Consider the following 15,297-nt stretch of genomic DNA (forward strand, 5'->3'; position numbering starts at 1 on the left):
GCGGCGCTATTTCACCTTGCGAAATACAAACACCAGCCCCACCACGATCAGCACCATGCCCAGCATGCTCAGCAACGCCAGGCGGTTGCCGAAGATCAGGTAATCCATGATCGCGGTCACGGCGGGCACCAGATAGAACAGGCTGGTGACGTTGACCAGATTGCCTTGGGCGATCAACCGATACAGCAGAAAGGTCGCCAGCACCGAGACCACCAGCCCCATGTACAGCACCGGCACGTAGAAGCCGATGCTGTGCTCGAAGTGAAACGGTTGGAACGGCACGAACACTGCGCACACCAGCGTACCGGCCAGGTACTGGACCGGCAGCGTACCCAGCGGATTATCAGTGATGCGCTTTTGCATGATGGAGCCGCAGGTCATGCTCAACATGCCCAGCACGCCGAACGCCATGCCGGCCAGCGATCCACCGTCGCCGATGCCCTGAAACACCACCAGCACCAGCCCGGCGAGGCCCAGCGACAAGCCGAACATCCGCGAAAACGAGCGACTGCGCTCCACCAGCACAGCGGTCAGGATCGGCTGCACCCCCATGATGGTGGCCATGACGCCGGGTGCGACTTTCATGTCCAGCGCCAACAGATAGCAGATCTGGTAGGCGCCCAGCAGGACCACGCCGGTGACCAGCGCATAGCGCATCGACTGACGGGTAGCGGGCAGTTTGTAGCCCAGGGTCGGGATCAGAATCGCCAGCGCGACCAGCGCCAGCAGGAAGCGAAACAGCAGAAACGCAAAGGGCGATGCATGGGTCAGCCCCCACTTGGAGACAATCGCCCCGCTGCTCCAGAGCAGGACAAACAGCGTGGTCGTGGCCATCGAGGCCAAAGCTTTGTTCGCAAACATGGTGTCACCTGTGATTCAGACAAAATCGGACCCGGCAAAACCGGATTCACTGATGTTTTGTTGGCGTGTGCAGGCGTGGATCGACAGCGTTGCAGCCGTGGATCAGCCGAGCACGACGACGCCTGGCGGTGCGACGACGCACACGACCGGGCTGCTCACAGGAGAAGGTGGGGGGTAACGCGTGATGAAAGCGACTTGCATGCACCCGCACGGTTCGGCAACAGCGAGGGCTGTGGCGTGGAACGCGAAATGTGGGCTGGATGCAGGCATCGTGATCGTCTTCTGAAGAGGGAGTGATCAGGTGTTGCCAAGGTTGCAACACCGGGGCCGACTATAACCAGCCCGCGATGGGTTGTGCAATATCGTTTTACGACGCCAGAAACTCCGTTGGCGACCGCCAGTACCAGGCGGCGCTTACCAGGACATCTTCAGTTCCACGCCCAGATAGTTGCTGTCATGCCCCCCGGCGTCACGCACCGATTGGCCAACGTCATAGTGCACGGCCTCGATGGCGCCGGTCAGATTGCTGGTGAAGGCATAGTCGGTGCGCACCTGGCCGTAAGCGCCGGTCCAGCGGCTGCCCTGCCCGGCCGTCCCCGCCACCGCTATGTTGGGCTGAACATACACCGCATCCTCGGTGGTTTCGCGCCACTGCAGGCCGATGGCGGTCTGCACGCTCAGTTTGGCAATCGGCTTGACGGTGATCGACGGCTTCACATGCAGGATGTTGGCGTAACCGGTGTAGCCGCCCAGCGAGAAGTAATAGCCGTTGGGGAACAGCGGATTGAACGTGCCCAGCGTGCCGTCGCCACTGTGGCGGTCACCGGATGCCGCATCCATTTGCAGACCCAGGCGCGGCGTCCAGCCGATATCGGCAAAGGTGTAGCCGACACGGCTACCGGCGGCCCAGGCACGAATGCTCTTCGCACCCACCGAGCCGGTCTGGCCCATCGCTTCCAGATCCCAGTCATAGCCCTGGGCTGCGCCGCCAAGCCGGGCATCGAAGAGGTTGCGGTGTTCCGCGCCACTGGCATCCAGGTAGTTGGCGTCGTCGCGCTCGTATAGCCCGACGTAGGCCGACAACTCGTTGCTGCCGCCCACCAGACGCTCGGCGCGCAGCATGTGGAAGCGAAATTCATGGTTGGAGCGGTCGTCGAAATGACGTTCGTCCTGATACTGCACCGGCCGGCTGGCGATGGCGATAAACCGCCACAGCCCGGTTTCCCAGTCGGCCCACAGGGCATCGAAGGATTGCCGCACGTTGGGGCCGTCACGCGAAGAAATGAAGCGCTGCAGGTCGAAGGCAAAATCCTGACGACCGACCCGCGCCTTGAAGGTGTTGTCGCCCAGTTTGCGGGTGTACTCCAGAAATGCCAGGCGCAGGTCGGTGCGGTTCTGGTCCGCGCCGCCAATGGTGGTCTTGTCGTAGGCGCGGACGTCTTCGAGCTGGGTGAACAGCCGCCAGTTTTCGTTGAAGTGCAGGTCCGCGTGCACCTGGAAACGCTGCAGCAGATAAGCGTCACGGGCCACGTTGCGGGTGCCGAACGCACTGGCGTCGTTCATCTCGAAACGCTCGCGCAGGGTGCTGCCCAATGACAGGTAGGCCTGCGGATCATCGGCCGACAGCGAGAGGTATTTAAGGCTGTCCAGTGGTTCGGTTCGCAGCGTCGGGTCGGCCAGCACCGACCAATCCTCCTGCCAGCGATTGGTCTTGATGTTCGGCCTCGACGGGCTGCTGTCGGCGAAGGCCAGAGGGGTGACCAGCGGCAGGCTCATGGCCAGCCAGACACCACCCAGACCGGAGACGAATCGTCCGCGTGCCATCGGTCAGCCAGCTGCGACGAGCTGATGGATTTCGGCGACGTAGCCGCCCGGAAACTCAACCATGGCGGCACTGCGACCCTGGCTGTTGTACGTCTGGACGATGACCTTGACCCCGGCGGCCTTGGCTTTGCTCAGCGTGTCTTGCAAGTCGCTGACTTCGTAACCGGTGGTGTCGTGGCCGAACGGATAAGGCAGGTGGCCGTCGGTGACCAGCACTACCATCTTGCCGAATGCCGACTCGATGCGAATGCGCTGGTAGGCGCCATCGGCGCGGCCGATTTCGACACCCGGGGCGTTTTTGACATCGCTCACGACCTTGCCGTGGGAGAAGGCAACGAAGGATTTGACGAAGGCCGCTGCACGGTCAGCCGACACGTACACGCGGTTTTCCGGAACGCTCTGGAACGCTGCGTAATCGGGCACCTTGGTGTGCCAGTACAGCTGCATATTGATGCCCCCCGGCCATTGCACCACGACGTCTCGACCAATCGGGTCGGGGAAATCGGAAACGATCACGTCGGCGCCAGCCTGGCGCGCCTGCTTGACGGCCAGGTCCATGTCCTTGACCAGATATCCATTACGCTCCTGACCGAACGGATGCGGAATCGGCGTGGTGAAACCGAACAGGGAAACCGTGCCCACCGGTGTCTGAATCAACTGCGAGGTGGTGCTGCTCGGGACCGGCAGCACATTGACGACCACTTGGGGCGTGCTCTTGCCGCCGAAGGTCGCGGTGAAGCTCGCCACGAAACGCTCGACGTCAGCCGGCGCGACGTACACATGACTGGTGTCGTATTGAGGGGCGACGGCCACCGCCGTCGATGCGGCCTGCGCGAAAGCTGCGGTCGGGGCAACCACTGCAGCCAGCGGCCCGGCAAGGCCGAACAGCGTGGCTGAAATCATCAGTAATCTGGTGCGCATGCACGTCATCTCCGGGAACAAGGAATGTGCCCATGCTCGGCGCTCGGCCCCGAAGATGATTGAATGGACGTGCTATTTGCCGGCCAACTGCGGCCACCAGAAACGACAAAGCGCCGCTACACAGGGTGCAGCGGCGCTCGTTGGCGAGGGCTCAGCCGAACAGCCAGTAACCCAGAAGCGTCAGCACGATCACCGCCAGCACCGGACGCAGGATACGGTAGGCCTTGGGGTTGGCGCGCTTGAATGTCTTGACCTTGCCACTGAAGGCATTGCTGAAGCGCTTGCTGAAGGCGTAGGCCTGGTTGATCCCGCCCACGCGCTCGTCATCAGTGTTCTGCGGCGCGGTCGCGCGCCCCAGGAATGCACTGACGCTGCGGTTGACCGAGGTCATGAAGCGATTGCTCAACGGCCGCTCGATGTCGCAGAACAAAATCACGCGGGTGACGTCGGTTTCGTTCTTGACCCAGTGCACGTAGGTCTCGTCGAACATCACGTCTTCGCCATCGCGCCAGGCGTAGACGTTGCCATCGACGAAGATCCGGCAGTCGTCGGAGTTGGGCGTGGAGAGGCCCAGGTGATAGCGCAGGGAACCGGCGAACGGATCGCGGTGCGGGTTGAGGTGACTGCCCCCCGGCAACAACGCGAACATGGCGCCTTTGACATTGGGAATACGGCTGACCAGTTCGACGGTTTTGGGGCACAGGGCCTCGGCCGACGGCAGCGGTTTGTCATACCACTTGAGGTAAAAACGCTTCCAGCCCTTCTTGAAGAACGAACCGAAACCGGCGTCGTTGTCCTTGGCGGCGGCGCGGATATAGCCCTCATCGAACAGGTGCATCGCTTCGTCGCGAATGATCTCCCAGTTGTCCTTGAGCACGTCGAGTTCCGGAAACTTGCTGCGGTCCAGATAAGGCTTGGAAGGCACGCTGGAGAACAGGTACATCAACGCGTTGTAAGGGGCGAACAGCGCGGAGTGGTTCACGAACTGGCGCAGTACCGGCAAGCGCGCCTTGCCGCGCAGGTGCACGTACAGCGTGCTGCCGATGAACAGCAGCAGGATTGCCGCCTTGGCAGCAAACGAAAGGGTCATGAAACTCTCCTTGGAACAGGCAAATTGCTAACTCTCGTTGTCACCGCATCCGCTTCTGCCCAAGGGGCGTGAGAGCGTGGCTGGCCCGCGATCTGGCGCGCAGCGGCAGTAACTTTGACATCCGGGTGTATCTGACAGAATCGAACGCACTGATTTTACTGCCGGCACCCGGCAGATCGCGGGACAAGCCACGCTGCTGCGGGCTGCGCCGAGAATCAGGAGCAGACGAGCCAACCATTCTAATCACTGCCAGACAACGCCCGATGACCTGAAGCAAGCTTCGGGCGGATCTGGATGGCGGCCATCATAAGCCTTAGCGGGCTCAGTAAAAAGCCGCAGCGTCGAGCTGTAGGGCTATTGAGTCAGCTCCTGTTCAGTAAACAGATCGCTGAACAGCATGCTCGACAGATAACGCTCGCCCGAGTCGGGCAGGATCACGACTATGGTCTTGCCCTGCATTTCCGGCTTCTCCGCCAGCCGCACCGCCGCGTGCATCGCCGCGCCACAGGAGATACCACACAAAATCCCCTCCTCCTGCATCAAGCGCAGCGCCATGGCCTTGGCTTCTTCGTCGCTGACCAGCTCCACACGGTCGACAATCGACAGGTCGAGGTTTTTGGGAATGAAACCGGCGCCGATGCCCTGGATCTTGTGCGGGCTGGGGGTGATTTCCTGGCCGGCCATTGCCTGGGTAATGATCGGCGAAATCAGCGGCTCCACGGCCACCGAAACGATGGGTTTGCCCATGGTGTTCTTGATATAGCGCGACACCCCGGTGATGGTGCCGCCGGTACCGACGCCGGCGACCAGCACATCGATGGCACCATCGGTGTCGTTCCAGATTTCCGGGCCAGTGGTTTTTTCGTGGATCGCAGGGTTGGCAGGGTTTTCGAACTGCGCAGGCATGAAGTACTTGCCCGGCTCACTGGCGACCAGTTCTTCGGCCTTGGCGATGGCACCCTTCATGCCCTTGGCAGGTTCGGTCAGCACCAGCTCGGCGCCCAATGCCTTGAGCACCTTGCGCCGCTCGATGCTCATGGACGCCGGCATGGTCAGCATCAGCTTGTAGCCCCGGGCGGCTGCGACGAAGGCAAGACCGATCCCGGTGTTGCCGGAGGTCGGCTCGACAATGGTCATGCCGGTCTTCAGCGCGCCACGGCTTTCGGCGTCCCAGATCATGTTGGCGCCAATCCGGCATTTGACCGAATACCCAGGATTGCGCCCTTCGATCTTGGCCAGGATCGTGACCCCGCGCGGCGCGATGCGATTGATCTGCACCAATGGCGTGTTGCCGATGGAATGGGCGTTGTCTGCGTAAATACGGCTCATGACCGGGTCCTTGTGCAGGTGGGAAAAGCCCAAAGCCTATGCCTTGGGCACATATTGCGTCCAGTCATGGCGAACCGATGACGCCGCCGGGAGTCAACCACTCTAGGAAACCGGAGAGCGTTGCCATGAAACGTCGCTATAGCTGGCCTCTGTGGACAGTCGTGGGCCTCGTCGTCTTGTTGATCGCCGTACACATCGCGCTGCCCTACGTGGTGCGCAATTATCTGAATCAGAAGCTTGCCGACATGGGCGAGTATCGCGGTCAAGTGACCGACGTCGACCTGGCCCTGTGGCGCGGAGCCTACAAGATCAACGGCCTGAACATCGTCAAGGTCGATGGCAAGGTCCCGGTGCCGCTGCTCAACGTGCCGGTAATCGATATCGCGGTCAGCTGGCACTCACTCTGGTACGACCACGCCGTGGTAGCACAGGTTGCGTTCGTCAGCCCCGAACTCAACTTCGTCGACGGCGGCGCCAACAAGCAGCAGTCACAGACCGGTGCCGGCACCGACTGGCGCGCCCAATTGAATAAATTGCTGCCCATTACCCTCAACGAGGTGCGCGTGGAGGACGGCAAGATCACCTTCAGTAATTTCAACTCCACGCCCAAGGTCAAGATTTCCGCGGACAAGGTCAACGCCAGCCTCTACAACCTGACCAACGTGGCCGATACCGCTGGCAAGCGCGATGCCCGTTTCGAAGGCAAGGCGCTGTTGCAGGGCCAATCGCCGCTGGACACCAACGCGACGTTCGACCCGTTCAGCAATTTCGAGGACTTCGACTTCAAGCTGCGTGCCACCGACGTACAACTCAAAAGCCTGAACGACTTCGCCTCGGCCTACGGCAAGTTCGACTTCAATGCCGGCAGCGGCGATATCGTGATCGAAGCGCAGGCCAAGAAAGGTCAGCTCAGCGGCTATATCAAGCCACTGCTGCGTGACGTGGATATCTTCAACTGGCAGCAAGACGTGGAAAACCAGAACAAGGGTTTCTTCCGTTCGATCTGGGAGGCCATGGTCGGGGCCAGCGAAACCGTGCTCAAGAACCAGCGCAAAAACCAGTTCGCCACTCGCGTGGAGCTCAGCGGCAGCGTGCACAAACAGGACGTCAGTGCATTCCAGGCGTTTCTGCAAATTCTGCGCAACGCCTTTGTCCAGGCCTTCAACACGCGCTATGACAGCGGCAAGGCTGCGCCCTGAGCCGAGCCGACCGCTGTATGACCGTCAGTGCCGTGGCGCCTACAACAAAGGCGCCACGGTCGGTTCATTGCGCGGCCAGGCATCCAGTACGGCCTTGAACAGGGTCGCCAGCGGAATGGCGAAGAATATCCCCCAGAACCCCCACAGCCCGCCAAACAACAGCACCGCACAGATAATTGCCACCGGGTGCAGGCTCACCGTCTGCGAGAACAACAACGGCACCAGCACGTTGCCATCGAGTGTCTGGATGATTCCGTACACCGCCATCAGGTAGATGAACTGATCGCTCCAGCCCCACTGGAACAAAGCGATGAAGGCGACTGGCACCGTGACCACGACCGCCCCCACATACGGCACGACCACGGAAATCCCCACCAGCATCGCCAACAGCGCCGAGTAATTGAGGCCCATGGTCACGAAAGCGATGTAGGTCACCGCCCCGCAGATGAAAATCTCGATGACCTTGCCACGAATATAGTTGGCGATCTGCCGGTTCATTTCTTCGGCAACGCGGGTGATCAGCGTACGCTCGCGCGGCAGGTAGCCCCTGACCCAACGGCTGATCATCCGACGATCCTTGAGAAAGAAGAACACCAGGATCGGCACCAACACCAGGTAGATCATCATCGCCACCAGCAACGGCAGGCTCGACAGCGAGAAGGTCAGTGCCCACTGGCCGAACTTGCCGATTTCGCCACGGGCCGCCTCGATCGCCTGCAGCACCTGCTCGTCGGAGACCAGATGCGGGTAGCGTTCCGGCAGCAGCAACAGCAGCGATTGCCACTTGGCCAGCATTCCCGGCAGTTCGTTGAACAGGGTGATCAGCTGATGCCAGAGCAAAGGCACGAGCACCAGCAGGAAGATGCCCAGCGCGCCCATGAACAGGGCGAATACCACCCCGACAGCAGCGCCTTCGGGCATGCGCAAGCGCTCCAGCTGCACGACCATGCCCTGCATCAGGAACGCCAGCACCAGACCCGCGAGCACCGGAGCCAGCATGCCGCCCAGGGTCAGGACGATGGTGAACGCCAGAAACAGCAGCACCGCCAGCACCACCGCCTCTTCATCCGAGAAGTAGCGCTGCATCCAGTCGCGAAGCACTTTGAACATCAATGATCCTTTGGGTGGAAGGGGTAAGAGGCGAAGGGATAAAAACCGGTCAGGCCTTGCGTAGCCAGTAGCGATAAATGCCGTTGGCGGCTTCCTCATGCAACAGCGCGTGGCCAGCCAGCCTTGCAAAGGTGCGGAAATCACGTTGCGAACCGGCGTCGGTGGCAGTGACCATGAGCACCGAGCCGCTGGCCAGGCGATTGAGCTCCATCTTGGCCTTGAGCAAGGGCAAGGGGCAATTCAGGCCACTGGCGTCCAGCTCGGCGTCGCACGTCGCGGGGCGCCCTACAGCGTCAGACATCGTTTCTCTCCGGGTAGACACATCCAATTACACAGAAACTTTGAACAGAACGATCAAGAAAATTCGTACAAGCTTGCAAGAATACCGCACTCTGGTCAGCAAGCCATTGAGCCAGCTACAGTAACGACTTTCTGCCTCAGAGTTTCGTGCATGAATTTTCTGCGCCCCACACTGCTGACGCTTGCATGCCTGCTGGCACCTCCGACTTTTGCGGACGACCTGCCGTCGCTTGGCGATGCCAGCTCTTCGATCGTTTCACCACAACAGGAACATGACCTGGGGCGTGCCTGGCTGGGCCTGCTGCGAGCCCAAGTGCCGCAGTTGTCAGATCCACAGCTCAAGGATTTCGTCGAAACGACGGTCTATCGTCTGGCCGAGACCAGTCAGGTGCAGGATCGGCGACTGGAATTCATCCTGATCAACACCCCGGAAATCAACGCCTTTGCCGCGCCTGGCGGGATCATCGGGGTCAACGGCGGGCTGTTCCTTCACGCCGAGACCGAGGGCGAATACGCAGCGGTACTGGCCCACGAACTGGCTCACTTGTCGCAACGCCACTTTGCCCGCGGTGTTCAGGCACAGCAACGCATGCAAGTGCCGGTGATGGCGGCAATGCTCGCCGGCATCGTCATGGCGGTCGCCGGCGCAGGCGATGCCGGGATTGCGACCATCGCCGGCACGCAGGCCGCCGCTATCCAGGAGCAGGCGCGTTTTTCCAGGCAGAACGAGGCCGAAGCCGACCGCATCGGCATTCTCAACCTGGAAAAGGCCGGCTACGACCCGCGCAACATGCCGACCATGTTCGAGCGCCTGGCGCGTCAGTATCGTTATGACGCCAAGCCGCCGGAATTCCTCATGAGTCACCCGGTGACCGAATCGCGTATCGCCGATACCCGCAACCGCGCCGAACAATCCAAAATCGGCGGCAAGGAAGACAGCCCCACCTATCAGCTGATGCGTTCCCGGGTGGTCCTGATCTACGAAGAAACCCCCGGCATGGCGGCCAAGCGTTTTCGCGCGCAATTGGCCGAAAACCCGAAAAACGACGCCGCTCGCTACGGCCTGGCATTGGCGCAGACCAAGGCCGGCCAGCTCAATGAGTCGCGCGAGACTCTCAAGCCGCTGCTGGACAAGGCGCCAGACGACATCACCTACAACCTGGCGGCAATCAATCTGGACATTGCCAACAATCGATTGCCCGACGCGCAGCAGCGAGTCAACCGGCTGTTGAGCATCTATCCGAATGATTACCCGCTCAATCAGGCCAAAGTCGACGTATTGCTCAAACAGCAGAAGGCACCTGAAGCACTGACGTCCCTGGAGACGTTGCTCAAGAGCCGTCCGGACGATCCGGATATCTGGAATCAGGTGGCCGACACCCGCGGGCTGGCGGGCAACACCATCGGCCTGCACCAGGCCCGCGCCGAATATTTTGCGCTGATGGGCGACTTCAAGCAGGCGATCCAGCAGCTGGAGTTCGCCAAGCGCCGGGCCAATAACAACTTCCAGCTGGCGTCACGGATCGATGCGCGGCAACAGGAAATCATCGCCCAGGAGCGGGCAGTGAAGGAGTTGATGAACTAGAGGCAGCACTGTCCCTGAGGCAGTCCGGCTTGCCGGCGGTGACGATATTGAAAGCGTCACCGCCGGCAAGCCGGACTGTTACAGCTCTTACGAATCAGGCATTACCCGAGAGCTTCATCCGCGCGGCCTGGGTGAAATCCAGCATCCGCTGCAGCGGGCGCACGGCATGCGGGATGATCGCCGGATCGACGAAAATCTCATTGGTGCCTTCACGCAGGCACTGCAGCGTGCGCGCCAAGGTGTTCATGGCCATCCACGGGCAGTGCGCGCAACTGCGGCAGGCCGCGCCGTTGCCAGCGGTAGGGGCTTCGATGAAGACCTTGTCCGGGCACAACTGCTGCATCTTGTAGAAAATGCCGCGGTCGGTGGCCACGATAAACGTCTTGTTCGGCAGCGTCTGGGCGGCTTTGATCAGCTGGCTGGTGGACCCTACCGCATCGGCCAGATCGATCACCGACTCCGGCGACTCTGGATGCACCAGAATCGCGGCATCCGGGTACAGCGCCTTCATGTCTTCCAGCTGCCGCGACTTGAACTCCTCGTGGACGATGCACGCGCCGTCCCACAGCAGCATGTCCGCGCCGGTTTCACGCTGGATATAACGCCCAAGGTGCTTGTCCGGCGCCCAGATGATCTTCTCGCCGTTGTCCATCAGACTCTCGACGATCTCCAGCGCACAGCTGGAGGTCACGACCCAATCGGCGCGGGCTTTAACCGCTGCGGAAGTGTTGGCATAGACGACCACTGTGCGCTCGGGGTGCTGGTCGCAGAACGCCGAAAATTCGTCAACGCCGCAACCCAGGTCCAGCGAGCAGGTCGCCTCCAGTGTCGGCATCAGAATGCGTTTTTCAGGGGTCAGGATTTTTGCGGTTTCGCCCATGAACCGCACGCCAGCAACCAGCACGGTCTTGGCCGGATGGTTTTTACCAAAGCGGGCCATCTCCAGGGAGTCCGACACACAACCGCCGGTTTCCTCCGCCAGCGCCTGAATAACGGGGTCGCAGTAGTAATGAGCCACCAGCACCGCATCTTGAGCCGCAAGCTCTGCAGCGATCAGGCGACGATACTCGGCTTCCTCCTCCGGGGTCAGGGGCTTGGGTTGTTTGGCGTCTAGATGCGCCTGTACCAGAAGGCGTTCGGAAATCTGTGTCATGTTCGCAGGACCTGAATGCGCGTAAGCGCGAACGTCGAGTTTACACCTGAACAACAGGCAACAAAAAAGCGGGAAATCCTCACGGTCATGAGATTTCCAGCCCTGTGCATGCATCTTCGTGCGTGGATCGAAAAGCGATCGCCCTGCACGCCTCGTCTGCCATGCCCCTCGAGGTGGGTCAGAGCACCAAGACGCGCGACGCGGCGGCGAATGTATCACGTAACTTGTTGAGCGATCACTTACGCTGCGGTGGGTATACGAGCGCAGCCGCGGACCACTCGAGGCCGCCGCCACCGGCATATATGCCTCAGCCCTGCCGTTCAGCGTATCGAGCGAAGCGGTGCAGGACCGACAGCCATTCGGCGCGTTGCTGGGCTTGAGTAGGTTGCGGGGCCGCATCGAAGGTCTGACGAATCATGACACCGGCGTCCATTTCCGTGAACTCCAGGGTAACTGTGGTGCCATCCTGCGCGATGAACTCGATCAGCCTGTCCATCTGAATCTGCGCGTAGGTCGCGACAAAGTCGAATCCCGAGCTCTTGTCGTTGGCTTCGATGCGTAGCTGCAGCTTACCGCCCACTGTGAGATCGTTCGATGCCCAGATTGTGTGCCAGGCGTCAGAGGCATCCCACTGCACGATATCGTCCGGGTTGTTGAAGCAGCGCCAGACAACAGCGATGGGTGCGGCAACATGGGTTTGGACAGTGATCTTCATGACGACTCATGGTCATGCCTGTCGACAGGCTCGAGCCCACCGAATTGCAGGCAAAAAAAAACCCGGAAATCCTCACTCTCGTGGGCCTTCCGGATTTTCTAAACCGCTAAAAATGGTGGGTCGTGTGGGATTCGAACCTACGACCAATTGGTTAAAAGCCAACTGCTCTACCAACTGAGCTAACGACCCGCTTCGTGGTGGCGCGTATATTACCGCTTTCTCTCAGTAATTCAACACCTTATTGAAAAAAAATTAAAAATATCTGGTTGGGTCGGTTACGCCAGCCGCTGCGAAGCCTTCTGCGCGCAGGCGGCAGCTATCGCATTTACGGCAGGCACGACCCTGATCATCCGCCTGGTAGCAAGAGACGGTGAGGCCATAATCGACGCCCAGACGCACGCCAGCCTTGACGATGTCAGCCTTGCTCAGCATCTGCAGCGGGGCTTGAATCGTGAAACCCTGGCCTTCTACTCCGGCCTTGGTCGCAAGGTTGGCCATACGCTCGAAGGACTCGACGAACTCGGGGCGACAATCCGGGTAACCGGAGTAATCGACCGCGTTGACGCCGATAAAGATGTCGCGCGCGCCCAGTACTTCGGCCCAGCCCAGCGCCAGCGACAGGAACACCGTATTGCGTGCAGGCACGTAGGTGACCGGAATGCCCTCTCCTGGCGTCTCGGGGACGGCAATGCTGCTGTCTGTCAGCGCAGAACCGCCGATACCGTTCAGGTTCAGACCGATCACCTTGTGCTCGACCACGCCGAGGTCTTTGGCCACACGCTCTGCGGCCTGCAGTTCTGCGCGATGGCGCTGGCCGTAGTCAAAGCTCATGGTGTAGCAGCTGAAGCCGTCGGCTTTGGCCATGGCAACTACTGTCGCCGAATCCAGCCCGCCAGACAGCAGGATTACCGCTCTTTTCTCAGTCATTTCTGTTCTCCTTTCAGCGCCCTGGCTCGTCGTTCCAGAGAATTTTATGCAGCTGCAACTGCAGGCGTACGGGCAGGTTGTCGGCGACGATCCAGTCTGCCAGGTCCCTGACGTTGAGGTCGCGGTGCACGGGGGAAAACAACACTTCGCCAGCGCGGCGATCCAGACCGTATTGAATGAGCTTGGAAACAGCCCAGTCGTAGTCTTCCCGCGAGCAAATGACGAATTTGACCTGATCATTGGAAGTCAGCAGATCGATGTTCTCGTATCGATTGCGGGAGACTTCTTTGGAGCCCGGCGTCTTCAAATCGACCACGCGGCTGACGCGCGGGTCGACCCTGGAGATGTCCAGCGCACCGCTGGTCTCAAGGGAAACTTCATAACCGGCGTCGCACAGGCGCTCGAGCAAGGGGATGGCGTTGGGCTGGGCCAGCGGCTCACCACCGGTCACGCACACGTAACGCGGCCGGTAACTGGCGACCTGCTCCATGAGCGAGTCGAGGGTCTGGATCGTTCCGCCGCTGAACGCGTATTCGCTGTCGCAATAACCGCAACGCAACGGGCAGCCAGTGAGGCGCACAAATACGGTGGGCAAGCCCGCCGTGCGCGTTTCACCCTGCAAGGAGTAGAAAACTTCGGTGATGCGTAATGTGTCTTGCATAAGGGCCACGGGCGTAACGGCTAAACAGGCCATCCGCCTCCGTCAGGCACTTGCGTACACCCTGCAATCGCAGAATCCACACAAGCGTAATCAATACCGGAATTTCGGGTGCGAGATTCTAACGAAAAAAGCCGCGCAACGCGCGGCTTTCTTGAATTCGGGGTCAAGCTGTCTGGCAATCAGAGACGCTGAAGGTCTCGTTGCGCCAGTTGCGCAGCAGATGTGCCCGGGTACTGGGCGACGACTTGCTGCAGGATGCCTTTGACCTTGTCGGTGTGGCCCAGTCGACGTTCGACATCCGCAAGCTTGTAGAGCGAGTCAGGGACCTTGGCATGCTTGGGGTACAACTGACTGACCTTGGCAAAAGCCTGTCCGGCACCTTGCAGATCGCCTTTGGCCAGATTGACTTCGCCCAACCAGTACTGGGCATTGCCCGCATATTGGCTGTTGGGATACTTGCGCAGGAAAGCAGAGAACGCCTGGCTGGCCTTGTCGAAATCCTTGGCCTTGATCAGGTCGAAAGCAGCGTCATAGTAGAGCTTCTCTTTCGCCGGGTCGCCCGGTTCACTGCTGGTTTGCGGGGCCTGGGCGGCAGCGCCGGCCGCAGGTGCCACGGGTGCTCCGCCGGCGTTTACGCCGCCGTCGGAAGCTGAATTGTTGGCAGCTGGTGCAGCAGGTGCGCCGCCAGCTCCGATGCGTGAGTCGAGGTCCTTGTAGCGATCCAGCGCTTCTTGCTTCATCTGCTGGATATCGTTCTGCTGGACTTCGACGATTCCGCGCAAGCGCGAAATTTCATCCTGCATTTGTTGCAACTGCATGAACAGCTGACCTTGCGCCGAAGGTGCGGCCGTAGCCGCACCTCCGGCGTAGGCGCCCGCCGTACCATAACCCGATGGCGGATAACTGCTACCAGCAGAGCCAGAGTTGTCATCGACCACAGGAACCGCACCCATCGCTGCAAGAGGAAGGGTGAGAGCCAAAACGGTTAAAGCACGGCGGCACGTTCGCATGTCAAATTACTTACGCAGTTCGACGCGACGGTTTTGAGCCCAGGATTGCTCGTCGTTGCCGGTAGCAACTGGACGCTCTTCACCGTAGGAAACGACTTCCAGCTGAGCTGGCGAAACGCCTTGCAGAACCAGGTAGCGTTGAACGGCTTTCGCACGACGCTCGCCCAGTGCCAGGTTGTATTCGCGAGTACCGCGTTCGTCGGTGTTGCCTTCCAGAACTACGCGCGCGCCGTTGCCTTTCAGGTCTTTGGCGTGAACGTCCAGAGCGCGCATGGCCTCTGGTTTCAGGTCGGAACTGTCGTATTCGAAGTAGAAAGTGGTGATTGCGCGCAGAGCAGCTTCTTCGCTCAGGCTGCCATCAACGGCACCAGTGTTAGCGCCGTAACCAGCGTTTGGATCTACAGCAGCGCCTTCACCGGCATTGTCGCCGCCTTTGGACGAGCAACCTACAGCTACAGCCATGGCCAGAGCCAGCGCAGCAAATTTACCAAACTTCAGCATTTCCATCGTGAAACTCCTAATGAACCCCACTGTCTTAATTTAAACGTAAAGCTCCGAGTGAGTTCAGGTAAGGGGCCCAGGAAGGTTCTCTGACTTCGCCGTGAGAGGTAG

At 60.3% G+C, this 15,297-nt stretch carries 16 protein-coding genes and 1 tRNA gene; 2 read left to right on the top strand and 15 right to left on the bottom strand.

Annotated elements, in window-relative coordinates; all coding sequences use genetic code 11:
* Positions 1-6: 6 nt before the first annotated feature.
* The 5 genes from ACI2KS_RS01780 to cysK all read right to left on the bottom strand — a co-directional run bounded on the left by ACI2KS_RS01780 (position 7) and on the right by cysK (position 6,025).
* The gene (locus ACI2KS_RS01780; RefSeq protein WP_404616678.1) at positions 7-861 is read right to left on the bottom strand and encodes a DMT family transporter; all 855 of its coding nucleotides are present in this window, start codon (positions 859-861) and stop codon (positions 7-9) included.
* A 414-nt stretch (positions 862-1,275) separates the two neighbouring features.
* Positions 1,276-2,685, bottom strand: a complete 1,410-nt coding sequence (locus ACI2KS_RS01785; protein ID WP_404616679.1) for an alginate export family protein — start codon at positions 2,683-2,685, stop codon at positions 1,276-1,278.
* 3 nt (positions 2,686-2,688) lie between these two features.
* Positions 2,689-3,606: a glyoxalase gene (locus ACI2KS_RS01790; RefSeq protein WP_404616680.1), complete on the bottom strand. Its 918-nt coding sequence runs from the start codon at positions 3,604-3,606 to the stop codon at positions 2,689-2,691.
* A gap of 151 nt (positions 3,607-3,757) precedes the next feature.
* Entirely contained in the window at positions 3,758-4,696 is a 939-nt protein-coding gene (locus ACI2KS_RS01795) for an aspartyl/asparaginyl beta-hydroxylase domain-containing protein (protein ID WP_404616681.1), read from the bottom strand.
* Between the two features lie 354 nt (positions 4,697-5,050).
* Complete coding sequence (gene cysK, locus ACI2KS_RS01800; RefSeq protein WP_404616682.1) at positions 5,051-6,025, bottom strand: cysteine synthase A; 975 nt, start codon at positions 6,023-6,025, stop codon at positions 5,051-5,053.
* Positions 6,026-6,150: 125 nt separating this feature from the next.
* Between cysK and ACI2KS_RS01805 the strand changes: the two genes are divergently transcribed.
* A complete protein-coding gene (locus ACI2KS_RS01805) occupies positions 6,151-7,224 on the top strand; it encodes a DUF748 domain-containing protein (protein WP_404616683.1) in 1,074 nt (357 codons plus the stop codon).
* A gap of 39 nt (positions 7,225-7,263) precedes the next feature.
* Here ACI2KS_RS01805 and ACI2KS_RS01810 read toward each other — a convergent pair whose 3' ends face one another.
* Both ACI2KS_RS01810 and ACI2KS_RS01815 read right to left on the bottom strand, forming a co-directional pair.
* A complete protein-coding gene (locus ACI2KS_RS01810; RefSeq protein ID WP_404616684.1) occupies positions 7,264-8,334 on the bottom strand; it encodes an AI-2E family transporter in 1,071 nt (356 codons plus the stop codon).
* A 49-nt stretch (positions 8,335-8,383) separates the two neighbouring features.
* Positions 8,384-8,635: a sulfurtransferase TusA family protein gene (locus ACI2KS_RS01815; protein ID WP_404616685.1), complete on the bottom strand. Its 252-nt coding sequence runs from the start codon at positions 8,633-8,635 to the stop codon at positions 8,384-8,386.
* 150 nt (positions 8,636-8,785) lie between these two features.
* Between ACI2KS_RS01815 and ACI2KS_RS01820 the strand changes: the two genes are divergently transcribed.
* Positions 8,786-10,219, top strand: a complete 1,434-nt coding sequence (locus tag ACI2KS_RS01820; RefSeq protein WP_404616686.1) for a M48 family metalloprotease — start codon at positions 8,786-8,788, stop codon at positions 10,217-10,219.
* A 94-nt stretch (positions 10,220-10,313) separates the two neighbouring features.
* On the opposite strand, the gene nadA is transcribed toward ACI2KS_RS01820, so the two are convergent.
* The 8 genes from nadA to ACI2KS_RS01860 all read right to left on the bottom strand — a co-directional run.
* Positions 10,314-11,372 (bottom strand): quinolinate synthase NadA, encoded by a 1,059-nt coding sequence (gene nadA, locus ACI2KS_RS01825; protein WP_404616687.1) that lies wholly within the window; start codon positions 11,370-11,372, stop codon positions 10,314-10,316.
* Positions 11,373-11,679: 307 nt separating this feature from the next.
* Complete coding sequence (locus ACI2KS_RS01830) at positions 11,680-12,087, bottom strand: SRPBCC domain-containing protein (RefSeq protein WP_404616688.1); 408 nt, start codon at positions 12,085-12,087, stop codon at positions 11,680-11,682.
* 113 nt (positions 12,088-12,200) lie between these two features.
* Positions 12,201-12,276 (bottom strand) — tRNA-Lys (locus ACI2KS_RS01835).
* Positions 12,277-12,339: 63 nt separating this feature from the next.
* Complete coding sequence (gene queC / locus ACI2KS_RS01840) at positions 12,340-13,014, bottom strand: 7-cyano-7-deazaguanine synthase QueC (protein ID WP_404616689.1); 675 nt, start codon at positions 13,012-13,014, stop codon at positions 12,340-12,342.
* A 13-nt stretch (positions 13,015-13,027) separates the two neighbouring features.
* Positions 13,028-13,675: a 7-carboxy-7-deazaguanine synthase QueE gene (gene queE, locus ACI2KS_RS01845; protein ID WP_404616690.1), complete on the bottom strand. Its 648-nt coding sequence runs from the start codon at positions 13,673-13,675 to the stop codon at positions 13,028-13,030.
* Positions 13,676-13,854: 179 nt separating this feature from the next.
* On the bottom strand, positions 13,855-14,685 hold the full coding sequence (ybgF, locus tag ACI2KS_RS01850) for a tol-pal system protein YbgF (RefSeq protein ID WP_404616691.1): 831 nt from the start codon (positions 14,683-14,685) through the stop codon (positions 13,855-13,857).
* A 6-nt stretch (positions 14,686-14,691) separates the two neighbouring features.
* Complete coding sequence (gene pal, locus ACI2KS_RS01855; RefSeq protein WP_404616692.1) at positions 14,692-15,192, bottom strand: peptidoglycan-associated lipoprotein Pal; 501 nt, start codon at positions 15,190-15,192, stop codon at positions 14,692-14,694.
* 28 nt (positions 15,193-15,220) lie between these two features.
* Positions 15,221-15,297: hypothetical protein (locus tag ACI2KS_RS01860; protein ID WP_404617239.1), on the bottom strand; the 77-nt coding region annotated here is incomplete at its 5' end.

The organism is Pseudomonas sp. NPDC087358 (assembly GCF_044900785.1).
Classification (GTDB): domain Bacteria; phylum Pseudomonadota; class Gammaproteobacteria; order Pseudomonadales; family Pseudomonadaceae; genus Aquipseudomonas.